Annotated in this window: 19 protein-coding genes and 4 pseudogenes; 2 read left to right on the top strand and 21 right to left on the bottom strand. The window is 65.5% G+C overall.

Translation table 11 applies throughout. The features are described from left to right. Positions 1 to 180 precede the first annotated feature (180 nt). The 17 genes and pseudogenes from Q0S16_RS11730 to Q0S16_RS11650 all read right to left on the bottom strand — a co-directional run bounded on the left by Q0S16_RS11730 (position 181) and on the right by Q0S16_RS11650 (position 16,058). Positions 181 to 444, bottom strand: coding sequence for a hypothetical protein (locus Q0S16_RS11730; protein WP_295848368.1), 264 nt, complete (start codon positions 442 to 444; stop codon positions 181 to 183). 21 nt (positions 445 to 465) lie between these two features. Continuing rightward, positions 466 to 954, bottom strand: a complete 489-nt coding sequence (locus Q0S16_RS11725; protein WP_295848366.1) for a TspO/MBR family protein — start codon at positions 952 to 954, stop codon at positions 466 to 468. Next, the gene (locus Q0S16_RS11720; protein WP_295848360.1) at positions 954 to 2,153 is read right to left on the bottom strand and encodes a geranylgeranyl diphosphate reductase; all 1,200 of its coding nucleotides are present in this window, start codon (positions 2,151 to 2,153) and stop codon (positions 954 to 956) included. The genes Q0S16_RS11725 and Q0S16_RS11720 overlap by 1 nt, the downstream gene beginning before the upstream one ends. Before the next feature lies 1 nt (position 2,154). Then, positions 2,155 to 3,498: a BCD family MFS transporter gene (locus Q0S16_RS11715; protein WP_295848354.1), complete on the bottom strand. Its 1,344-nt coding sequence runs from the start codon at positions 3,496 to 3,498 to the stop codon at positions 2,155 to 2,157. Then, complete coding sequence (gene chlG, locus Q0S16_RS11710) at positions 3,495 to 4,397, bottom strand: chlorophyll synthase ChlG (protein ID WP_295848352.1); 903 nt, start codon at positions 4,395 to 4,397, stop codon at positions 3,495 to 3,497. The genes Q0S16_RS11715 and chlG overlap by 4 nt, the downstream gene beginning before the upstream one ends. Positions 4,398 to 4,523: 126 nt before the next feature. Then, complete coding sequence (gene ppsR / locus Q0S16_RS11705; protein WP_295848350.1) at positions 4,524 to 5,960, bottom strand: transcriptional regulator PpsR; 1,437 nt, start codon at positions 5,958 to 5,960, stop codon at positions 4,524 to 4,526. An 84-nt stretch (positions 5,961 to 6,044) separates the two neighbouring features. Then, positions 6,045 to 6,967, bottom strand: a pseudogene (gene pufM, locus Q0S16_RS11700) (photosynthetic reaction center subunit M). Between the two features lie 47 nt (positions 6,968 to 7,014). Then, positions 7,015 to 7,851, bottom strand: coding sequence for a photosynthetic reaction center subunit L (gene pufL / locus Q0S16_RS11695; protein WP_295848348.1), 837 nt, complete (start codon positions 7,849 to 7,851; stop codon positions 7,015 to 7,017). 233 nt (positions 7,852 to 8,084) lie between these two features. Next, positions 8,085 to 8,282: a light-harvesting antenna LH1, alpha subunit gene (pufA, locus tag Q0S16_RS11690; RefSeq protein ID WP_295848346.1), complete on the bottom strand. Its 198-nt coding sequence runs from the start codon at positions 8,280 to 8,282 to the stop codon at positions 8,085 to 8,087. Between the two features lie 13 nt (positions 8,283 to 8,295). Further along, the gene (pufB, locus tag Q0S16_RS11685) at positions 8,296 to 8,511 is read right to left on the bottom strand and encodes a light-harvesting antenna LH1, beta subunit (RefSeq protein WP_295848344.1); all 216 of its coding nucleotides are present in this window, start codon (positions 8,509 to 8,511) and stop codon (positions 8,296 to 8,298) included. Positions 8,512 to 8,629: 118 nt separating this feature from the next. After that, a complete protein-coding gene (locus Q0S16_RS11680; protein WP_295848342.1) occupies positions 8,630 to 8,866 on the bottom strand; it encodes a hypothetical protein in 237 nt (78 codons plus the stop codon). Between the two features lie 65 nt (positions 8,867 to 8,931). Beyond that, positions 8,932 to 10,383 (bottom strand): chlorophyllide a reductase subunit Z, encoded by a 1,452-nt coding sequence (bchZ, locus tag Q0S16_RS11675; RefSeq protein ID WP_295848340.1) that lies wholly within the window; start codon positions 10,381 to 10,383, stop codon positions 8,932 to 8,934. Then, entirely contained in the window at positions 10,383 to 11,978 is a 1,596-nt protein-coding gene (bchY, locus tag Q0S16_RS11670; protein WP_295848339.1) for a chlorophyllide a reductase subunit Y, read from the bottom strand. The genes bchZ and bchY overlap by 1 nt, the downstream gene beginning before the upstream one ends. A gap of 24 nt (positions 11,979 to 12,002) precedes the next feature. After that, positions 12,003 to 12,998, bottom strand: coding sequence for a chlorophyllide a reductase iron protein subunit X (locus Q0S16_RS11665; protein WP_295848337.1), 996 nt, complete (start codon positions 12,996 to 12,998; stop codon positions 12,003 to 12,005). After that, a pseudogene (gene bchC, locus Q0S16_RS11660) lies at positions 12,995 to 13,935 on the bottom strand (chlorophyll synthesis pathway protein BchC). Before bchC ends, Q0S16_RS11665 begins: the two are co-directional and overlap by 4 nt. Before the next feature lie 69 nt (positions 13,936 to 14,004). Next, positions 14,005 to 15,186, bottom strand: coding sequence for a methyltransferase (locus Q0S16_RS11655; protein WP_295848335.1), 1,182 nt, complete (start codon positions 15,184 to 15,186; stop codon positions 14,005 to 14,007). Positions 15,187 to 15,190: 4 nt separating this feature from the next. Next, a pseudogene (locus tag Q0S16_RS11650) lies at positions 15,191 to 16,058 on the bottom strand (polyprenyl synthetase family protein). A 102-nt stretch (positions 16,059 to 16,160) separates the two neighbouring features. Between Q0S16_RS11650 and crtD the strand changes: the two are divergent. Both crtD and Q0S16_RS11640 read left to right on the top strand, forming a co-directional pair. Then, positions 16,161 to 17,690: a 1-hydroxycarotenoid 3,4-desaturase CrtD gene (gene crtD, locus Q0S16_RS11645; RefSeq protein ID WP_295848333.1), complete on the top strand. Its 1,530-nt coding sequence runs from the start codon at positions 16,161 to 16,163 to the stop codon at positions 17,688 to 17,690. A 155-nt stretch (positions 17,691 to 17,845) separates the two neighbouring features. After that, positions 17,846 to 18,550, top strand: a complete 705-nt coding sequence (locus Q0S16_RS11640) for a hydratase (protein WP_366517822.1) — start codon at positions 17,846 to 17,848, stop codon at positions 18,548 to 18,550. Positions 18,551 to 18,667: 117 nt separating this feature from the next. On the opposite strand, the gene Q0S16_RS11635 is transcribed toward Q0S16_RS11640, so the two are convergent. From Q0S16_RS11635 to Q0S16_RS11620, 4 genes and pseudogenes are all read right to left on the bottom strand, one after another. After that, positions 18,668 to 18,799, bottom strand: a complete 132-nt coding sequence (locus tag Q0S16_RS11635) for a hypothetical protein (protein ID WP_295848331.1) — start codon at positions 18,797 to 18,799, stop codon at positions 18,668 to 18,670. 41 nt (positions 18,800 to 18,840) lie between these two features. Then, positions 18,841 to 19,740 carry an oxygen-dependent coproporphyrinogen oxidase gene (hemF, locus tag Q0S16_RS11630; protein WP_295848371.1) on the bottom strand — a complete coding sequence of 300 codons (900 nt, stop codon included), beginning with the start codon at positions 19,738 to 19,740 and terminating at the stop codon, positions 18,841 to 18,843. A gap of 161 nt (positions 19,741 to 19,901) precedes the next feature. Further along, positions 19,902 to 20,930 carry a phytoene/squalene synthase family protein gene (locus Q0S16_RS11625; protein WP_295848330.1) on the bottom strand — a complete coding sequence of 343 codons (1,029 nt, stop codon included), beginning with the start codon at positions 20,928 to 20,930 and terminating at the stop codon, positions 19,902 to 19,904. Continuing rightward, a pseudogene (locus tag Q0S16_RS11620) lies at positions 20,927 to 21,112 on the bottom strand (phytoene desaturase); the annotation flags it as partial. The pseudogene Q0S16_RS11620 and the gene Q0S16_RS11625, both read right to left, overlap by 4 nt.

The raw sequence follows: 21,112 nt of genomic DNA, 5'->3' as shown, positions 1-21,112 counted from the left end.
GGCAGCTGCTAACGCCAGCCGCCCGCGCCCAATGACGTAGGGCGCGGCGCCTCCCGGCGCTCCACCTTGGTCATCGGCGGCCTGCCATTCCATCGCGCTGATCAGACGCGACAGGACAACAAGGTCAAATCGGCATATATTCCTTTTGCGGATTTTAGTCAACGCTGATCATTCGCCTGCCTACCTCCATCGCCGGCGGAGATCGATCAGATGCGCGGCCCCTGCCGCGGCAAGCGCGGCACCGCAGGGCATCCATCCTGCGCCGCCCAGCGAAAGCCGGAGCGCCAGCAGCAGCAGCGCGCCGGCGAGGATGTTGGGCAATAGATCGACAAGCGGTAGGCCGCGGCGGCTGCGGCGCCACAGAACGTCGAGCACGATGGTCTCCAGAATGACCAGCGCCAGAATGCCGTCGACGAGACGTCCGCTGGAGAACCATTCAGCCATCGGACACCATGCGGCTGGGCCTCACCCAAACGGCGCGTTGAGGCGAACCACGGTGAGGTTCAGATAAGCGGCGAACGTCACCCAAAGCAGATAGGGCACCAGACACAGGGTCGCGGTCTTCGATATCCGCCAGAACACCGCCATCGGCAGCGCGATCGCCAGCCACAGGAAACCGACCTCCAGCAGCGCCCAGTCCGGACGCCGCAGCGCGAAGAACAACGTGCTCCACAGCACGTTCAGAAAACCGTTCAGCGCGAACAGGCCAATGATCCACTCGCGCCGCGTCCGGTCGCGCGCACCGCGCCAGGCCGACACCGCGGAGACCACGGCAAGAGCAAAGATCGTGGTCCAGGCCGGGCCAAACAGCCAGTCCGGCGGCTGCCAGGACGGCTTCTTCAGATTCTGGTACCATGGCCCGATATCGGTGAGCGTACCGCCCAGCGCGGCGACGGCTATCGCCGCCGCGGCGGCGACCAGCACCGGCTTCCAAACACTTTCACGCTGCGCCATCAGGCCTGCGCCAGCCCAGCCATATGGGCAAGGTTCTTGAAGAAAATTCTCACATGCGCGACCGGCCTGGCACGCACCAACTGCTTATTCATATAGGCATCCCAGGTCAGCTTCTGCACGTCGCGGTCGCGGCAGATGCTGACGAAGCGCTCCCGACGGCGGTCATTGGAATACCAATACCACTGCATCACGCCAAGAATCCAGAACACCGTGCCATGCAGCCGCATGAAGCGTTTCCGCGCCGTGCGCAGCGCGCTGGCCTGCCCGGTCTCGAGGAACAGGTCGACCGCCTCGGCGGCCAGCCGGCCACCGATCATCGCGTAATAAATGCCCTCCCCCGAGGCTGGCGCCACCACGCCGGCGGCGTCGCCGGCCAGCAATACGCTGTGGCCGTCGTCCCAGCGCGGCAGCGGCCGCAGCGGAATTGGCGCGCCTTCGCGGCGCAGCGTCTCGACACCACCCAGCCCGGCAGCCTCGCGCAGATCGCCGACAGAGTTGCGCAGCGAAAAGCCCTTTCGCGCCGAGCCGGTGCCAACGCTGACGGTATCGCCATGCGGGAATACCCAGCCGTAAAAATCCGGCGACACCGTGCCGCGGTAGTAGACATCGCAGCGCTGGCCGTCGAAGGCGGCCTCAGCCACCGGCGCACGGACGATCTCGTGATAGGCGAACACGTAAGGCAGCCGATCGGCACCGGGGAGGCATTGTCTGGCGACGGCCGACAACGCGCCGTCAGCGCCGATCAGCGAACGGGTGCGGATATGATGCTCGCTCGTCGCCCCGTCCACGCCGTGCTCCTCGAACGTCACCACCGTGATGCCGCGGTCATCGCGGTCGAAGCGTTTGAATGTGCCGGTGCGCCGGACTGCGCCGGCATCCGCCGCGCGCTGCCGCAAAAACTCGTCGAATATTTCGCGGTCAACCATGCCGACAAAGCCGCCTTCGATCGGCATGTCGACCTGCTGATCCGAAGGCGACACCATCCGCGCGCAATTCACCCGCGCCACCAGCAGGTGATCGGGAATTGCAAAGTCCTGGATCAGCCGCGGTGGTATCGCACCACCGCAGGGTTTTATCCGGCCGGCACGATCGAGCAGCAGCACGTGGCGGCCAAGCCGCGCCAGATCATGCGCGGCGGTGGCCCCCGACGGCCCGCCGCCAACCACCACCACGTCGAACAATTCGGAGCGATCCGTCATCTCACCCTCCTACCATCGCCGCCTTTGCCACATCGAGCACCGTGCCATCCGCGCGAGGTCGTGTACCGGCGCGATGCACCCACACTGCCATCATCGCCGCCACCACGAACAGGCCGGCCTCAACCGCGAACACGCTGGCATAGGCCAGCGGCGGCTCCCTCAGCAGTGCATGCGCGGCGTCGGACGCCAGTGTGCCGAGGAAACCGCCGGTGCCGAACGCAAACGCCTGCGCCGCGCCCCAGATACCCATTCGCACGCCCTCGCGGCGCGCACTGCCGGCACCGACCAGCGCCATCATCGAGCCGATCGCCGCGACCGCATAGGCGCCGTTGCACAGGCCGAGCGCAAACACGGTCTCGCGCAGCGGCCAGGACGGGCCGAGCAGCGATGCGGCTGACAGCGCGAGCAGCGCTAACGCCGAGGTCAGGCAACCGGCAACGCTCCAGTTTTGCAGATGGCCGCGCGAGCGCGGATAGAGCGCGCCGATCACAGGTACAAGGGTCATGCCGAGCAGCGTGCCGACATGCTGCACGCTCGAGAGTTGTGTGGTGGCGCCGGGCGAATAACCGAACACCACGCCGGCAAAGGGCTCGAGAATCAGATCCTGCGCGCTGTAGGCCAGCATCGAGACGAACACGAACAACGCAAAGCGGCGGGCCTGCTTCTCGCGCCAGACCTCGCGCACGGCCGCGCGCAGCGAGGTAGTTGCCGGGAGTGCCGTCGATGTTACGACCGCTGCAACTGCGCGCGGCTCGACGCCCCACACACCGATAATCGTGAGCAGCATCGCGATCAGCGAGACGCCGCCGGAAACTGCGACCAGCCGCGAGGGCGAGAACGGGTCAAGTAAATGTCCGGCCGTGGCGGTGGTGACGATGAACCCCGCGATCATCATCACCCACACGATCGTCCCGGCCGCCGCGCGGCGCTGCTCGTCGGTGCGCTTGGCAAGCAGCACCAGCAACGTGGTGCCGGCCGCGCCGACGCCGGCACCGATCAAGCAGAAGGCGACAATGGCAAGCGCGATGCCGAGCGCCGCATGGCTCGCCATCAGCGCAGTAGCACAGGCGGCGAGGAATCCCCCGCTTGACAGCACCGCCATGCCGCCGACCAGCCATGGCGTTCGCCGCGTACCCTGGTCGGAGCCATGGCCCCAGGCTGGCCGAAAAGCCTGCCAGGCGTAATGGATCGCAACCAGCGCACCGGGCAGCATCGCGGGCATCGCCAACTCCACCACCATCACGCGGTTCAGCGTCGAGGTGGTGAGCACAACGACGGCCCCGAGCCCGGTCTGCACCAGGCCAAGCCGCACAATTGCGAACCATGACAACGGCAACACATTCATTCGACAGATCCCAGCGACGCCAGCGCGAAGGCACAGACCAGCATTCCGAGCACATAGCAGCTGATGCCAGTGCCGTTGTACCACGGCGCACGTTCTCGCGGGCCTTTCAACAAACGCACCATCAGCAGGATCTGCGCGGCCAGTAGCGCGGTGACCGCGATGGCGTAGAGCGGCCGCTGCCAGTTCAACAGCAGCGTGACGACGACAAGTTGCGGCAGCGCCATCACCCAGCACGCAAAATGCGCCGCGCGATCGACGCCGAGCAGCACCGGCAGCGAATCGATGCCCATGCGGGTATCACCTTCGACCGACTTGAAATCATTCAGCGTCATGATGCCGTGCGCACCAATACTGTAGAGCAGCGCAATGATGACCATGCGCGCATCTGGAGCACCCGCCGTCATCACCGCGGCGCCGGTGAACCATGGCAGGCCTTCATAGCACAGCCCGCAGGCGGCATTGCCCCACCAGCCGTTCTGCTTCAGCCGTACCGGCGGCGCACTGTACAGCCACGCCAGCACGAGGCCGACCACCGCGGCGGAAAATCCCCGGACGCCGAGCGTGGCCGCAAGCAGAAGCGACAACGCAGTCCAGGCGATGGCGATAGTGAGTCCCCAGCGGCCGGGAATACGGCCCGACGGAATCGGCCGGCCCGGTTCGTTGATCGCATCGACGTGACGGTCGTACCAGTCATTGACCGCCTGGCTGGTGCCGCACACCATCGGACCCGCCAGCAGCACGCCGGCGACCACCAGCGGCCAGCGCGGCCCCACCGACGCCCCCGACGATACCACGCCGCAGCCGAATGCCCACATCGGCGGAAACCAGGTGATCGGCTTCAGCAGTTCGAGCACCACCGATGGCGCGGGGCGATGGATCGCATCAGGCGTCAACGTCATCGGTTCACCCGCATTCTCGACCGGGTCATTGTTGAAACGGCGGCGTGCTTCCCTCGCCGCGCGCTACGCGGGGAGAGGTTAGGTCCGCGTGTCGTGCTGGCGACGGAGTTTGCTTTGGACGTATCCCTACTCATCATTATCATTGTCCTCCTCCCCGACGGCATGCTCGGCGAGGCCAAAGCGGCGCAGCTTGACATACAGGCTCTGGCGGCTGAGGCCGAGCATGTCGGCGGCGGAAGCCCGGTTGCCGCCGGTCAGTTCCAGCACGGCCTCGATCGACAGTTTCTCGATCACGTCGGTGGTTTCACGGACCAGATCGCGCAGCGGCACACGGCCGATCATCTCGGTGAGCTGCGCCACCGAGCGCGGCAGTTCGCGCGCCGATGGCGTCACCGCCGACAACCGCTTCTCGACATTTCGGATCGCGAAGCCGAGATCCTGCCGGTCGCCATCGGACAGCGCGATCGCCGACAGCTCGACCTCCGCGGTCGCGCCATAGGCGCCGCGCAGCAAGGTCGCGAACAGCTTGACCGAGCCGCTCTGCCGCAGGCTGGCCAGCACCACGCCGAGATCGGCGCCGGTGCGGCCGAGCCAGCGGTCCAGATTTCCGCCGCGCGCCTGCTCCTCATGGGTGAGCTGCGCCATTTCCAGGAAGGACTGATTGGCCTTTATCACCTGGCCATCGTGCTGGGTGATCACCATGCCATCCGGCGCGACCTCGAAATAGCGTAGCAGCAGCGCCGTCGCTTTCAGCGCCACGGCGTCGAGCAGCGGCTGACGCGATGACAGCCGGATCATAAACAGCGAGGCGCGCTCCTGGCGAAACAGCGAAACAGCGAGGCCACATTCACGGCGATCTCGGGCCAGATGCGCGCGCACACTGTTATCGCGGCCGGTGGCGCGGACCTCGGCCAGCAGGTTCTGGATCGCGGCGGTATCCACCGCGTCGAAATGCGAGGCGAAAGTCGACCTCAGCAGTTGCGGGGCGCTTTCGTCGAACAGCGCCAGCGCAGCGGGGTTGGCATCGATGATCGCCTGGCTCTGCGCGTCAATCATGATCACCGCCTCCGACGAGACCTGAAACAGCAGCCGGTAGCGAGTCTCGGCGTGGCGCAGCCGGATGTAATCGCGCTCCATCGACTGCTGCGCGGCGATCAGCCGCTGCTGCATCGCCTGCAACTGGCGCAGGTCGCGCCCAACCACCACGAATCGATCGTCGCGGCCAATATTGATGGCCGAGTAAGAGACCGGAATGTCCTGGCCGGCCGGCGAGGGGTGGTTGAGCTGGCGCCAGCCCGACGACTTCTTCGCCACCGCGTCGCGCAGCAACTCGCCAACCTTGGCACGGGTATCGGGCGTCACGGTCTCGGCGAAGCTCGCGCCGAGCCAACGGCCATGGCCGTCGAGCTCGAGCGACAGCTCGTCCTTGTTGAACGCCACGTCGCGGATCACGCCCTGGCCGTCGACCACGACCGCGACATCCGTCGCCGCCGCGATCAGACCCGCGACCGATTGCGCACCGAGATCGCCCAGCGACTCCGTCGGAGATTTGAATATCTGCACCAGAGCAAACATCCTCCAGCAAAGAGGAATCCTCCACTTCGGCAATGTCCTTCCGGGTCCGGCCTGTTGTCGTCCCGGGAAATCTCAGCGCGGCGGTGCCAGCCCGTGCTTGACACCCCAGTCGAACCAGTTGTCGACCACGGTGCCCGACAACAGGATGCCGATGCCGCCGGTCAGCGGGCACAGCACCGCGAACCACCACGCCCAGCGATGGATCGATTCGGCAGTAGCATTGAACCCCATGGTCCAGCGCCAGAACAATGCCGCGCGCTCCAGCGCTGTGCCGCGATCGACGATCTGCTCAATCTCGCGCTCGCCGCCATAGCGGCTGACCGCCAGAATGGTGGCGCCATGCATCGCGAACAAAAGCGCCGATCCATACAGGAAGACGATCGAGAGCATGTGAAACGGATTGTAAAACAGATTGCCGTGGGTGATCGAGAAATTGTTGGTCCAGTCGAGATGCGGGAAAATCCCAAAGGGCACCGCCTCGCTGAAATGCCCCATCAGCAGCGGCCGGATGAAGCCGAGCACCAGATACAGCCAGATCGCGGCGGCGAACGCCCAGGACACGTGCGTTCCCATGCCCAGCGCCCGGGCGCGGCGATAGGTCCGCACCCACCACAGGATGATCGAGGTGGTGAGCGCGAAGCCGGCCATCAGCCACCAGCCGCCGTCTTTCAAGGGCGGAATGGTGATACCATATTCTGGCTTCGGCGGATCGAGCGACAGCCAGGGCAATTGCCGGACGAATTCGACCGGACTCCAGTTCACCGAAGCCAGCATGTTGAGGCCAATGATCTCGATGGCGACAATGCCGCAGATGATCGAGCGATGCCGGTGAAGCCGAGATAGACCGGACCGACCTGGGCATCACCGATCTTGCCGAGCCAATAGTTGAAACGGCCTTCGCCGGAGCGGATCCAGGTGCCGGGCTGGATCGGGATGCCCGGATAGAGGTCGCTGCGGACCTGCACCTGGGTAAAAGAATTCTGATACTGGGCCATGACGCGATGCCTTGTTGGAGGATGTACCTTCTTCAGGGTGAGACGGATCAGCTCGCTGACCAGATCGGCGGGTTGCGCCACCAGTTCCACCATTCGGACCAGGCCTGGCCCTCGGCCCACAACGGTCCGCTGATCACAATGCAGACCGCGCTGAAGAACACCGCGGACAGCGCGACAAACAGTCCGAGGCGGTGGATGCCGATGGTACCGACCGAATAGCCGATCAGATCTCGGAACATGGTGTTCTCATGCTCCGGCGATTTCACCGGTTCGCCGCGGGCGGGATTGGTGGAGGACAGGATCAACCCGCCGTGCAGCGCCAGCGCCAGGCACGTCGTGAAGAAGAAGGTGATGGCGATCATGTGAGCGGGATTGTAGTGGAAATTGCCGTACTGGTAGCCGGTGTTCGAGACCCAATCGAGATGGGTGATGATGCCATAGGGGAAGCCGTAGCTCCACGACCCCATCAGCACCGGGCGGATCACGACCAGCGTAAAATAGGCCAGGATCGCAACGCCGAAGGCGAACGGCACGTGATAGCCGATGCCGAGCTTGCGGCAGATCTCGACCTCGCGCAGCGCCCACGACCCAAAGGCGCCGAGCGCGCAGACCGTAACGATCTGCCAGATGCCGCCTTCCCGCAGCGGCGCAAAAGCAAGACCATAGGACGCGTCCGGCGGGTTGACGCTGATCTGCCAGATATTCCAGGTCGGGCCGAGCGCCGCGCTCCACAGGATCATGGCGATGCCGACCAGCGAGAAGAACACGGTGGTGACGCCGAAGAAGCCGACATAGAACGGGCCAGCCCAGAAATCGAACAGGTCGCCGCCGACCAGCGTGCCGCCGCGAACGCGATATTTCTTTTCAAAACTGAGCATGGCCATCGATCGTTCCTCCGCCTGCGCGTGTTCACATCAAGTGCGTGAGCCGTAGCCCGCATGAGCGAAGCGACATGCGGGTATTCCCGTCGATAGTGGCCCCGCATGTCGCTTCGCTCATGCGGGCTACGAAGGCCGTTGTGCGTATATCTTCATTGCGATGTCAGGTCGCATCCGGAACGGGCGAAGCGGGTGCTCAGGCCGCTCCGTCCGTTCCGGGATGCAGCGTCGTGATGCCGTCAGGACGGCATCACCGGCGGAGCGTAAGGCAGAGAAATCCCTGACGTCTTCGGCGGTCCCTTGCGCGGGCCGTCGAGCCAGTTGAAACGGTCGGTGCTGAGCAGGATGAAGTGGATCACGATCGCCAGTCCAAACAGGAACGTGAACAACAGCACCAGCGCACGCCGCGGGTCGAAGAGAAGCCAGATGCGCCACATGTTTGAATCTCCCTCAGGTCAGACAGGACATGGAAACACTGGCCACGTGCTGGATACTTTCCAGCGCCGCTCTGTAGCCGCCGGGGCCGGGCAGCCACGGACGCCACATCCAGGCCAGGATGTGCGCCACCACCGCGATCGCCACGAACAGAAAGAAGCTCGTCATGAAGATCGAGTGGAATTCCTTGGCTTCGGCTTCGGATAGCCCCGAGATGGAACCGTCCTTCATTTGGTATTCCTCCTAGTGATGGCCTCGCGGCCGTTCGCCGCCCGAGCCGGGCGACAGCGAATGCCGGGTCCCGGAAGACGCGGCAGCACCCGCCCGGCGGCGCCGGGCGAATCCCTGACTAAAGGCCCATGAACGACGAGGTGACGAGCTCGCTCGCCGCGTTGTGGGCCTCCCTGAAGATCGATCCGTCGCGACCGGCCTGACCGAATAGTTCGGGCCGGCGCCACGGCATCACGCGGTACAACACCGCGCGCAACAGAAACAGCAGATAGCAGGCGGCGAAGGTCGCCCGCGATTCCAGCGTCCAGCTGGCGATCCCTCTTGAACGGCGGTCACTGTGCACATAGTCGGACATCGAGGTCTCCTCCCAGGCAGTTGCGCCAATAACCGCGGCGCGTTCAGCTCACTCATTCACACGCGTCACACCGGCTGACCGTCCTTCAGGGCCATGCGCGCATGGACGACAAAATCCGGTGTCACCCTTTTTTCGCCGGCACGGCGCGCCCCGCTCTCGGCGGCGTCGCGCAGCCGCTTGGCCGCCGAAATCCGCACCAGCACCGGATGCGCCTCGAGCACCTCGTCGAGCAGCGCCTTGGCTTCATCGCTCCAGAGAATTTCCTCATGCAGCCGCGCCGGCGTCGGCTCGACACGATCCAAGTCGCTGCCGAGCGGCAGGATGCCGAACAGCGCGTCGAACAGCGCGTTGCAGACCTCCTGCACCAGGTAGGTCGCGCCGGAATAGCCCATGAACGGCGTACCGAGGTGGCGGCGGATCACCGCGCCGGGGAACGACGCCGGAATGTAGATCGCGCGGCCGCCGGCTTCGGCGAGATACATGCGCTCATTGTAGCTACCGAACAGGATAAGCGGCGGCGTCATGCGCACGGCATGGCGGACCGCGTCGTTGTCAGGCTTGACGCCGGCCTTGCGCGAGAACGAGAAGGCGCAGGGCAGCCCCATCTCCGTCTCGAGAAAATTACGCACGCCGCGGGCATAGGTCTCGTTGGCGACGATGGCAAAGCTCGCGGTACCGAAGAAGTCCTGCGTCACCGAGCGCCACAGGTCCCATAACGGTTTGATGGTGGTGTGTTTCTCGCGCTGGATGAACGGTTCGGGATCGAGGCCGAGCAGTTCGCCCAGCTTGCGCAGGAATTTGGTGGTCGAATGCAGTCCGATCGGCGCCTGCAGATAGGGCCGTTCCAGCGCCTCGCACAGCAGGCGGCCGAATTCACGGTACATGCAGACATTGACGTCGGCATTCACCAGCTTCGGGATATCGGCCAGGTGGCTCCCGAGGGGAAACACCATGTTGACCTCGGCACCGATGCCTTCGACGAGGCGGCGGATCTCGGCGAGATCGCTGGACATGTTGAAGGTGCCGTAGATCGGGCCGATGATATTCACGCGAGGCTTCACATCCGCGCTGAGCGGCTTGCGCTCGGGAATCTTCTTCGGGCCATATTCCTTCCACAGCCAGACGATGGCGCGGTCGGCGCTCTGCCACTGGTCCTCGTCGATGGTGCGCGGCAGGAAGCGCTTGATATTGGTGCCTTCCGGCGTGACGCCGCCGCCGATCATCTCGGCGATCGAGCCGGTCACCACCACCGCGGGCAGATAGGGATCGAGCGTCTTGTGCGCGCGCTTCATCGCGCCTTCGGTACCGGTCTGGCCGAGTTCTTCCTCGCCCAAACCCGTGACCACGATCGGCAATTCATGCGGCGGCAGCGCGTCGGTATAATGCAGCACCGAGGTGACCGGCAGGTTCTCGCAGCCGACCGGGCCGTCGATGATCACCTGCATCCCCTTCACCGCGGTGAAGGCATAGACCGCGCCCCAATAGCCGCCTGCCCGATCATGATCCAGCACCAGCATCAGATCATCTCCTCTGCCTTGCGCTTCTTCGCCTGGGCGTCGATCTGCTTGCGATACTTCTCCCTGAAGGCCGCGTTCGGCTTCGGGGTGTCTTCCCAGATGCCGGCATTGTCGCCCTCGCCGGTGTCGCCGAAGAAATCGCGCATCTCGTCGAAGCGGCTCTGGTTGGCGAGCGCGGCGTTGACGACCTGCGCCAGCGAGCCTGCGCCGGCGACGCCGAATAGCGGCCGCGCCGAAATCAGGTTGGTGAAATACAAAGCCGGGATCGCGAGCTGCTTTGCCTTCTGCACGATCGGCGTGGTGCCAATGGCGAGATCGGGCTTGAACTCGCCGACCGCGGCGAGGTCCATTTCCAGCGAGGCGCGGTACTGCACGCGCGTGCCCTTCGCTTCCAGCCATTGCCGGTCCGGTTCGGACCACGGCGTGCGCGGGCAGGCCGTGCCGACGTAAGGCACGGTAGCGCCGGACTCAATCAGCAGCCGCGCCACCAGCAATTCGGACCCCTCATAGCCGGACACCGTGATGCGCGCGCTGACGGGCTTGGCCGCCAGCGCGGCCTTGATGGCCGGCAGGAAGCGGTTCTTCGCGGCATCGATCCTGTCGCGCGACACGTTGCAGGCCGCGCCGATCGCTTCCAGCCAGGCCTCGGTGCCGTCATGCCCCACCGGCGCGGAGCCGACGATGTTGCGGCCCGCCAGATCGAACTGCCGGAAGCTCGCCGTGTAGAACGGATGAATGGCCGCGACCACCTGGCAATCCAGCGCGGCATACAGCTCGCGCCATTCCCGTGTCGGCACCACCGGACCCGCCGCGAGCCCGAGCGGCTCCAGCATCATGCCGATGCCGACGGGATCGGCGGGAAACATCTCGCCGACCAAAGTCACCGTCGGCCGCTCGCTGCGACCGCCGCGCGGGGCGGCGACCGGCCCCTGCTCGGCTTCCTTGCGGGCATATTCCAGCATCGCCGCGGCGAGCACGTCCTTGGCCTCGGCATGGGTCGGCACGCCGAAGCCCGGCACGTCGATGCCGATGATGCGGACGCCGTTGATCTCGTCCGGCAGCAGGTCGAGCGGCACGCCCGACGCGGTGGGCACGCAGAGATTGGTAATGATGATGGTGTCGTAGAGCGCGGGATCGGCGAGCTTGAACACCGCCTCGCGAATGTCCTCGAACAGTTTTCCCGTCACCAGCGTCTCGGAATTGAACGGCACGTAGCCGACGCTGCGGCGCGCGCCATAAAAGTGCGAAGTAAAGGTCAGGCCGTACACGCAGCACGCCGAACCGGACAGGATCGTCGCGGTGCGCCGCATCCGCAGGCCGACGCGCAGGCTGCCGAACGCCGGGCACATGCTCTGCGGCTGATCGTGCGGGCCTTTCGGATAGTCGGCGGCATAGCGGTCGAGGATCGCGCTCTTGCCGGCGGCTTTCGCGGCCGCACTAAGCTCGGCCTTGCCGGCATGGCAGCCGACGCCATCGACCTTCGTCGCGGCAGCGTTGATCACCGGCGCAGGCGCTTCATCAACAACGATCTCGACGGCGTCGTGCGCGACGGAGTCGGCAATGGTTCCGCTATAGCGAGGCAGGATGGCGTTCATGGCGTGCGCTCCATTGCCCTGCTCTCACGCCGCGTCGTAGACGACTTCGAGCGACAGCTTTGTCACTACCGACTTGCCGCACATATCTTCCATCGTCGCCGGATCGAGCACCACGTTGCGGCCGGTGACCTCGCTGGCGAACAGGCCGAGCAGCCCGTCCTGGGTCAGCGGCGCCGGCCGAACCGGCGGCGCCAGCCCGACATTGGTGGCGAGCGTCTCGAACAGCGACGCCCACGGCCCTCCGGGCAGGCCGATGATCTCGTAATTCGCCGATTTCTTGCGGATGTCGTCATCGGCCGGAATCGCGGCCAGAACCGGGATACCAACCGCCTGCGCGAAGGCCGCGGCCTCGCCGGTGCCGTCATCCTTGTTGATCACCATGCCGGCGACGCCGACATTGCCGCCAAGCTTGCGGAAGTATTCCACCGCCGAACAGACATTGTTGGCGACATACAGTGACTGCAGGTCGTTGGAACCGACCACGATCACCTTCTGGCACATGTCGCGCGCGATCGGCAGGCCGAAGCCGCCGCACACCACATCGCCGAGGAAATCCAGCAGCACGTAGTCAAAGCCCCATTCATGGAAGCCGAGCTTCTCCAGCAGTTCGAAGCCGTGGATGATGCCGCGACCGCCGCAACCGCGCCCGACCTCGGGGCCGCCCAGTTCCATCGCGAACACGCCGTCGCGCTTGAAGCAGACGTCACCGATCTTCACCTCCTCGCCGGCCAGCTTCTTCCTCGACGAGGTCTCGATGATGGTCGGGCACGCCCGGCCGCCGAACAGCAGCGAAGTGGTATCACTCTTCGGATCGCAGCCGATCAGGAGTACCTTCTTGCCCTGCTGCGCCATCATGTAGCTGAGGTTGGCGAGCGTGAACGACTTGCCGATTCCGCCCTTGCCGTAAATCGCGATGATCTGGGTTTCCTTGGTAACTTCTGTCGTCACCGGCGCATCGGGCTCGATCGCCGCTTCTGCGCGCAGCGCATCCTTCATATTGATCTGCGGAAGGGCATTCATGAAAGCGCGCTCCAGTTCAGAACCATTTTGAGGCAGGAGGAATCGTTGAAGGCCGTGCGATAGGCATCGGGCGCATCCGCCGCGGCATGGCGATGGGTGATGAGGCCGTCGAGCGAGAGTTTGCCTGACTCAATCAACGCGCGGGTAGCGACAGATCACGCGGCTGCCATTGCGCAGCGATGCGCAACCGCGCCTCGCGCATGAAGGCAGGCGCAAACGCAAACGATAGCGGCTGGTGGTAGAAGCCGGCGAGTACGATCTCGCCGGACGGCGCGAGCCGCCCGATCAACGTGTCGAGCAAGCTGGCATCGCCGGAGACGTCGGTGATGGCGCGGTAGTCACGGCGCGGATCGCTGGCGGGATCGAGCACCTCGTAGCCGAGCGCGCCGGCCAGCCGCGCCGGGTTGTTCTCCCACACCGTCGGCGGCGGATTGCCCAGTGCGATGGCGATACGCGCCAGCAGACGGCCGAGCACGCCGTGGCCGACGATACAATGCGGGCTCACGGCTCCCGGCGACGCCACCGCGTGATAGGCCGTAGCCGCCAGCGCCAGCAGGATGCCGCGGTCGCCGAGTTGCGCGTCCACCGGTACGACGCGCTTCGCCGGAACCACCAACCGCGAGGCCGAGGCGCCAAACAGCCCGCGGACTTCGCCAAAACATTTGGCGCCCGGCACGAACACGGTGTCGTCGGCGTGCAGCCCGCTTTCGCCGGAAGCTTCGACTACACGGCCGACCGACTCGTAGCCGGGGACCAGCGGATAGCCCATGCCGGGAAAACTCGGCATCTGGCCGGACCACAACAGCCGCTCGGTGCCGGTGGAGACGCCGCTGAAATCGATATCGACGACCACGTCGCCTTGCACCGGCGCCGTCAGAGCTAGCGTGTCGAGCTCGATCCGCTGCGGCTGCTTGAGAACGACGGCGATGGTCTCCATCGCAAACTCCCCGTCACGGCAGCATGAGCTGCGCCTGATAGTGTAAGGTTATGCTGACGTTTTAATATGTCAAGTATAATTAACATCGGCACCGTCAACTTTGCTTGCCTTGCGGGCCGTGACCACGCTCGTCAGCATCGGCATGCCCGCCGGCTTCAGCGCGACTTCCGCGAATCCGGTCTCCATCAACATCGCGCGCAGCCGATCGAACGTCCGCGGCCGGCCGGAACCCATCGCCAGGAGATAAAATGCAAAATAAGCATCGGCGATCGGCTCGGCGCCGCGGATGCCGGCGAGCGGCTCGGAAATCACAAGCGTACCGCCATTCGGCAGTGCGCGGTGCACGGCGCGCAGCAAATTCATTGCCGGCGCATCGTCATGGTCATGGAGGATGCGGATGAGCGAGACGATGTCGGCGCCCTTCGGCAGCGCATCGCTGAGAAAAGAGCCGCCGATCGCAGTCGCGCGGCAGGCCAGGCCCTCGGCGCGAAACCGTTCGGCAGCCTGCGCTGCCACCGCGGGGAGATCGAACAGCACGCCTTTGAGCTTCGGATATTTGTGGGCAACGGCAGAGAGAAATGCGCCATTGCCGCCGCCGACGTCGAGCAGACAATGATGATCGCGGAACGAACAGGCGTTGAGCACTTCATGCGCGATCATCGGCTGCGACTGCGCCATCAGCGCCGTATAGGGCGTGACATCGGCGCTGGAGAGACCGGCCGGCGCGATGTTGGCCGCATAGGGCCAGTAGCGCGCGAGATACCCTGCTCCTCGCTCCTGACGCAGCAAGGCGACAGGGTCCGTGAGATCCTCATACAGCATCGCATGGTGCCTGATCATCGCGAGGACGCCGGGATTGCCGAGCAGCGCGGCGCCAAGCGGGCCGAGGCCATAGCGATCGCCGCTGCGCTTCTGCACCAGCTTTAGCGAAGTCGCCGCATCGAGTAGCAGCCGCATCGACGCAACCGGTAGCGAGACGCGCGTCGCCAACTCGTTAGCGCCGAGCGGCCCGCGCGACAACATCTCAAACAGGTCCAGCTTCACGCAAGCCAACAGCACCTGCGAATAGACGAAGCCGGCGCAGAGGTCGAACAAGGCTACGGCGCGCTTGCGTGCGATCGGCCGGGTCAAGGCAAAACCGCCGGCAAACCGCTGGAAATTTGCGTTCGACAATATTTCGTCGCGAAGCCGGAACAGCCGGTCGCGCCACGTCAGGGTTTCGCCGGCCACGCGAGGCGTCGCCAGGGACATTTCGCTACGCCGCGAACCGAGCCAGCTTCGCCGGCACCAGCCGGCGCGCCTCCGACAGCATCAGCGACTTCAATTCAGCGCCATTGATACAGGGCGGCATCGCGTCGATGGCATCACGCACCAGCCGGTGCAGATGCCGCACCGCGCCGTCGAGCCCATAGGCGATCACCGCGCTGGGCCGGCCGAATGCTACGTCCTGGCCGACCGGCTTGCCGATCTCATCCGCGTCGGCCGCGGCATCGCGAATGTCGTCGGCGACCTGATAGGCCTCACCGAGTTTTTCGCCGAGCATCCGCCAGGGTTCGGCATCGGCGCCGGCGGCCGCGGCACCCGCCACCGTGGCGGGCGGCGAACAGCGCGCCGGTCTTGGCGCGGTGATAATGCGCCAGATCGATCTGCGATTCGCATTCCCACGCCTGTCCGGCAACGATGCCGCCGGGTACGCCGACCGAGCGCCCGACCGTCAGCGTCAGCAACGCCAGCCGCTCCGGCGCGCATTGCAGCCGCGCCAGCGTCTGGAACGCCAGCACGATCAGCGCATCGCCGACCAGCACGGCGAGCGGTTCGCCAAATGCCTTGTGCACCGAGGGACGGCCGCGGCGGGTATCGGCGGCGTCGAAGCACGGCAGGTCGTCATGCACCAAGGATGCGCAGTGCAGCAGTTCGAGCGCCGCGCCGGCGGCCTCGGTCGCGGTGGGATGATCCTCGCCGCAGGCCGCCGACACGCTGTGGCAGAGCCGCGGCCGGATCCGCGCACCCTTGGGAAACACCGCATAGCGCATCGCCGCGGCGAGACGCGGCGGACAGCCCGGCACCTCCGCGCTGGCCACCGCTTCGTTCAACGCGCGCTCGATCCGGCTGGCGACATCCATGGCAGGCTCCCGGTTGGGTTGCGAAAGTGTCCATTTGACTTGTCGTAAATAATGTAAATAAATATGGACATCTGTCAATAATGTTCGAAAGTGACATCCGGCATGTCGGAGCGCGCGGTGATTGTCGGCGCGGGGGTGGCGGGGCTAACGGCGGCGTTCGCGCTGGCGGCGCGCGGCGTCGATGTCACGGTGCTGGAGCGGGAAGCTGTGCCCGGCGGCAAGATCCGGCGAGTCGAGGTCGGCGGCCACGAAATCGACAGCGGCCCCACAGTATTCACCATGCGCTGGGTGTTCGATGAACTGTTCGCGCAGGCTGGCAAGGTTTTTGTCGATCATGTGCGGCTGCGGCCACTCGACATTCTGGCGCGGCATGCCTGGGACGAGACCGCGCGGCTCGATCTGTTCGCCGACGAGGAGCGTTCGATCGCCGCCATCGGTCATTTTGCCGGCGCGGCCGAGGCGGAGCGCTATCGCGTGTTCTGCCATGACACGAGGCGCATCTACCAGATCCTGGAGAAGCCGTTTCTGCGCAGCGACCGGCCGAGCCTGGCGGCGCTACTCGGCGCCAACGGTTTTAGCGGTCTGCTCGAACTGCCGCGGATAAAACCGTTTTCCGCGATGGCTGCCGCGCTGGCACAATATTTCCACGATCCGCGGTTGCGGCAATTGTTCGGCCGCTATGCCACCTATTGCGGCTCATCGCCCTCTCTGGCGCCGGCCACCTTGATGCTGGTGGCGCATGTGGAGCGCGACGGCGTGTGGAGCGTCGAAGGCGGCATGTATCGGCTGGCCACAGCGCTCGCTGAGGCCGCGAAAGGGTCTGGCGCGACATTCCGCTACGGCGCGGAAGTGCGCGAGGTGCTGACGGTGAACGGTCGCGCCCGCGGCGTGGTGCTGGCCTCCGGCGAACGCGTCGAGGCCAACGCGGTGATCGTCAACGCCGACATCGCCGCGCTGACGGGCGGCCTGTTCGGTGCCAGTGCCCGCCGCGCCGCGCCTGGCATCCCTGCCCGCGCGCGTTCGCTGTCGGCGATAACCTGGAGCATGCTGGCCAGAACCTCGGGCTTCCCGCTGGTCCGCCACAACGTATTTTTCTCGCAGGATTACGCGGCGGAATTCGAAGCCATCTTCCGGCACGACACGCTGCCCTATGAGCCGAGCGTCTATGTCTGCGCCCAGGATCGCGGCGATGACGGCACGGCGACGCAAGACGACGAGCGGCTGCTGGTGCTGATCAATGCGCCGGCCGACGGTGACCGGCACGACTATCAGACATCGGAGGTGGAACGATGCACGCAACGGACATTTGGCGTACTGGAGCGCCGCGGCCTGAAACTCAGCCGTCAGCGGATGCAGGTGACGACGCCGACGGATTTCAATGCGAGGTTTCCGGCGACCGGCGGCGCATTGTACGGCCGCAGCTCGCACGGATGGACGGCCTCGTTCCAGCGGCCGGGGGCGCGCACGAAAATTCCGGGCCTGTATCTGGCGAGCGGCAGCGCGCATCCGGGCCCGGGCGTGCCGATGGCGGCGCTGTCGGGCCGCGCGGCGGCGGCCTGCCTGCTCGCGGACCTGACTTCGCGCGCGCCGTCACGCACAATGGCTACGCGTGGTGGTACGTCGACGCGCTGAGCGACGACGGCGAGAACGGCATCAGCCTCATCGCTTTCATCGGCAGCGTGTTCTCGCCCTATTACGCCTATGAGCGGCGCAGAGGGCTAGCCGACCCACTCAACCACTGCGCGCTCAATGTGGCGCTATATCGCCGCGGCCGCAAGCGATGGGCTATGACGGAACGCCCACGCAGCGCCGTGTCGCGCGCCATTGATCATCTGCGGATCGGATCCAGTGAAGCCCACTGGGACGGCACGGCGCTGACGATTGATATCAGCGAACTGACGGCGCCAATTCCCGGCCGTATCCGAGGCACCGTCCGGGTGATGCCATCAGCCATCACGCCGCATGAATGCACCCTGAATCCGGATGGCAACCATCGCTGGCGGCCGATCGCGCCGTGCGCGCGGGTGCAGGTGACGCTACAGCAGCCGCACTGGGGATGGCAGGGCGATGGCTATTTCGACAGCAATAGTGGCGACGCGCCGATCGAGGATGGCTTTGTAGACTGGCAATGGGCACGCGGATCGCTGCGCGACGGCACCGCCGTGCTGTACGAGGCGCAATGTCGCGACGGCCGCCAGATCAACCTGGCGATGCGGTTTGACGATGCCGGCAATCGTCGGGCGTTTGATCCGCCGAAGCTCGTGCCACTGCGGCGCAGCGGCTGGCAGGTGGGGCGCAGCGTGCGCAGCGAAGCCGGCGCCAGCGTGTTGCGCACGCTGGAAGACGCGCCGTTCTACGCACGCTCGGTGGTGGCGTCGAAGCTATCAGGCGAACCCGTGACGCTGATGCATGAAAGCCTGTCGCTGGACCGGTTTCGCTCCCCCGTGGTGCAGGCGATGTTGCCGTTCCGGATGCCGCGGGCGTGGCGATGACATTGGCGGGACGCAGCCCGTGTCCAGGTTAATGCAAAAGACACCAGGACCCCGGCGCTGCGAAGCAATACGTCATATTGCATCGCAGCGCCGGGGAACGAGAATGGATCGCTGCGTTCAATCGCGCTTCTCCGACCTCTCCGCCTCCTTCTTGCGGTCGAGCCGCCGTCCCTGCCATTCCAGGATCGCCCAGGCGCCCGCGAACAACGCCACGACGAAAAATTCGATGAAGCCGAGATAGCTTTCCATGACTTGCTTCCGTCACGAAGGCGAAGCGCGGATAGAAATTTTCAGCCCCAGCTCACCAGCGGCGGCATCGAGCTCAGGATGGTTTCGATATTGCCGCCAGTCTGCAGGCCGAACATCGTGCCCTTGTCGTATAGCAGGTTGAACTCGACATAAAGGCCGCGAGTTTCCAACTGCTCGGCGCGCTCGGCCTCGGTCCACGGCTCCATCATGCGGGCGCGCACGATTCGGGGATAGACATCGAGGAAGGCCGAGCCGACATCGCGGGTGAACGCAAAATCCCTGTCGAAATCGCCGCTGTTGAGATGATCATAAAAGATGCCACCGACGCCTCGCGCGGTGCCACGGTGCGGCAGAAAAAAATAGGTGTCGGCCCAGGCCTTGAACTTTTCGTAATAGGCCGGGTCATGGGCGTCGCAGGCAGCGCGCATCGCGCCGTGGAACGTCACGGTGTCCGGCGCGGTCTGGGTGCGCTGCTCGGGCAGCATCGGCGTCAGGTCGGCGCCGCCGCCAAACCAACCCTGCGCGGTCGACAGAAATCGCGTGTTCATATGCACGGTCGGCACACGGGGGCTGCGTGGATGCATGATCAGGCTGATGCTGGTGGAAACATAATCGAGTTGCTCGCCGTCGCCGGGCAGCGTTTTCGCCATCGCCGGCGTCAACTGTCCATTGGCCGAGGAGGTGTGGATGCCGATCTTCTCGAACAGCCGGCCGCCGCTGAGGAAACCACCGGTGCCGCCGCCGGTCCCGGTAGCGCGGGTCCAGGGCTTGTAGGTGAAAGTCGCGGGCGCGCCCGGAAACAGGTCTTCCGGCGCCTCGCGCTCCAGCGCCTCGACCTCGGCGCAGATGCGATCGCGCAACGATTCGAACCAGACTTTGGCAACGGCGCGGTGCTGCTCGGCGATATGTTTCGGGGATGCGTTGATGTTCATGTCGCTCATTGTCATTTTTGGCTTCGCAGCCTGTTGAGCCACGTCAATAGCATGCAGCCGTCGCCGGCTGTAGCCCGGATCAGACGACGCGCCGCCCGGCGCGGCGGCGACATCGGGAATTAGATGCACGCAGACAGGCCGCCCCCGGATGTCGCAAGGGCTCATCCGGGCTACAAACGCCCGCGCTGCAACTGGTCGCGACGCTCCAGGCGGGTGAAGAGGTCCAGCACCCAGACCACGCGATCTTCCACCGGCCGGCTGCGCGCCTTCGCGCGTTCGCGCCGCGGCGTGGCGGCGACGGCGTCGATCAGGAACCGGACCTCGGGAAGCGCGGCGAGATCGGACTGCGCCACCCGCGGCGGCGCCACGACAAGCCGTCGCGCCAGAACCGTCAATTTGCGCTTCGTCGACACCACCGCGCGCTGAGCAATCGAATCCAGGCCGGCGCGCTCGACCTCGCGGCCGATCTCGGCATAGAGCGCGCGAGCCGCATGAATGCCGGGGCGGCACGACCGCGGTAGCCGCGCGATGCCGAGCCCGCCGCGGGCGTAGAGCAATTCGGCGGCATCGAGCAAACGCTGCACGATGGCGGCGATCTCCGGCGTCAACGACGGCCTGGCCAGAAACTCATCTGGATCAATGCCGGCCTCGCGCAGCCATTGCAGCGGCAGGTACAGCCGGCCGGCACGGGCGTCCTCGCCAACATCGCGGGCGATATTGGTGAGCTGCATGGCGACGCCGAGATCACAGGCCCGCGCGACCACCTCCGGCTCCCGCGCGCCCATGATCAGCGTCATCATCGCGCCGACTGAGCCGGCGACGCGCGCGGCATAGGCGGTGAGATCATTCAAGGTCTGATAGCGGCGCGACCGAGCGTCCCAATCGAGCCCTTCGAGCAAGGCTTCCGGCAGTTCGCGCGGGATCGTGAATTGCGCGACCACGGCGGCGAAGGCGCGGTCGGCTGGGTGCGGTATCGGCTGCCCGCGATAAACGTCATTCAGCCGCGACCGCAGTCGCGCGACCGCGCCGCCGCGATCGGTGCCGAGATCGACGGCGTCATCGGCGAGACGGCAGAACGCATACAGCGCGATCGCGGGATCGGCGACCTTTCGTGGCAGGACTTTCGAGGCGGCGTGAAAGGTGCGCGATCCGTTTTTCAGTAGCGCACGGCAGGCGGCGATATCGGCAGTCGCGGTCATGAAGTCACCAAAGCGTGGGCGTGGGGAACGAGCGCATCGAGCACGCGGGCGGATGACAGCACGCCGGGCAGCCCCGCACCGGGATGGGTGCCGGCGCCGACCAGATAAAGGCCGGCGACTTCCTCGCTGCGGTTGTGCGGGCGAAACCAGGCGCTTTGCAACAGCAAAGGTTCGAGTCCGAA

The organism is Tardiphaga sp. (genome assembly GCF_025356345.1).
Classification (GTDB): Bacteria; Pseudomonadota; Alphaproteobacteria; order Rhizobiales; family Xanthobacteraceae; genus Tardiphaga.
Note: the sequence above shows the minus strand (reverse complement) of the source record. Positions and strands in the feature narration are given on the sequence as shown.

Coding starts and splice junctions, on each gene's coding strand:
- Q0S16_RS11730 (WP_295848368.1), bottom strand. CDS start 444: ATGGCTGAATGGTTCTCCAGCGGACGTCTCGTCGACGGCATTCTGGCG.
- Q0S16_RS11725 (WP_295848366.1), bottom strand. CDS start 954: ATGGCGCAGCGTGAAAGTGTTTGGAAGCCGGTGCTGGTCGCCGCCGCG.
- Q0S16_RS11720 (WP_295848360.1), bottom strand. CDS start 2,153: ATGACGGATCGCTCCGAATTGTTCGACGTGGTGGTGGTTGGCGGCGGG.
- Q0S16_RS11715 (WP_295848354.1), bottom strand. CDS start 3,498: ATGAATGTGTTGCCGTTGTCATGGTTCGCAATTGTGCGGCTTGGCCTG.
- chlG (WP_295848352.1), bottom strand. CDS start 4,397: ATGACGTTGACGCCTGATGCGATCCATCGCCCCGCGCCATCGGTGGTG.
- pufL (WP_295848348.1), bottom strand. CDS start 7,851: ATGGCCATGCTCAGTTTTGAAAAGAAATATCGCGTTCGCGGCGGCACG.
- pufA (WP_295848346.1), bottom strand. CDS start 8,282: ATGTGGCGCATCTGGCTTCTCTTCGACCCGCGGCGTGCGCTGGTGCTG.
- pufB (WP_295848344.1), bottom strand. CDS start 8,511: ATGAAGGACGGTTCCATCTCGGGGCTATCCGAAGCCGAAGCCAAGGAA.
- Q0S16_RS11680 (WP_295848342.1), bottom strand. CDS start 8,866: ATGTCCGACTATGTGCACAGTGACCGCCGTTCAAGAGGGATCGCCAGC.
- bchZ (WP_295848340.1), bottom strand. CDS start 10,383: ATGCTGGTGCTGGATCATGATCGGGCAGGCGGCTATTGGGGCGCGGTC.
- bchY (WP_295848339.1), bottom strand. CDS start 11,978: ATGAACGCCATCCTGCCTCGCTATAGCGGAACCATTGCCGACTCCGTC.
- Q0S16_RS11665 (WP_295848337.1), bottom strand. CDS start 12,998: ATGAATGCCCTTCCGCAGATCAATATGAAGGATGCGCTGCGCGCAGAA.
- Q0S16_RS11655 (WP_295848335.1), bottom strand. CDS start 15,186: ATGTCCCTGGCGACGCCTCGCGTGGCCGGCGAAACCCTGACGTGGCGC.
- crtD (WP_295848333.1), top strand. CDS start 16,161: ATGTCGGAGCGCGCGGTGATTGTCGGCGCGGGGGTGGCGGGGCTAACG.
- Q0S16_RS11640 (WP_366517822.1), top strand. CDS start 17,846: ATGACGGAACGCCCACGCAGCGCCGTGTCGCGCGCCATTGATCATCTG.
- Q0S16_RS11635 (WP_295848331.1), bottom strand. CDS start 18,799: ATGGAAAGCTATCTCGGCTTCATCGAATTTTTCGTCGTGGCGTTGTTC.
- hemF (WP_295848371.1), bottom strand. CDS start 19,740: ATGAGCGACATGAACATCAACGCATCCCCGAAACATATCGCCGAGCAG.
- Q0S16_RS11625 (WP_295848330.1), bottom strand. CDS start 20,930: ATGACCGCGACTGCCGATATCGCCGCCTGCCGTGCGCTACTGAAAAAC.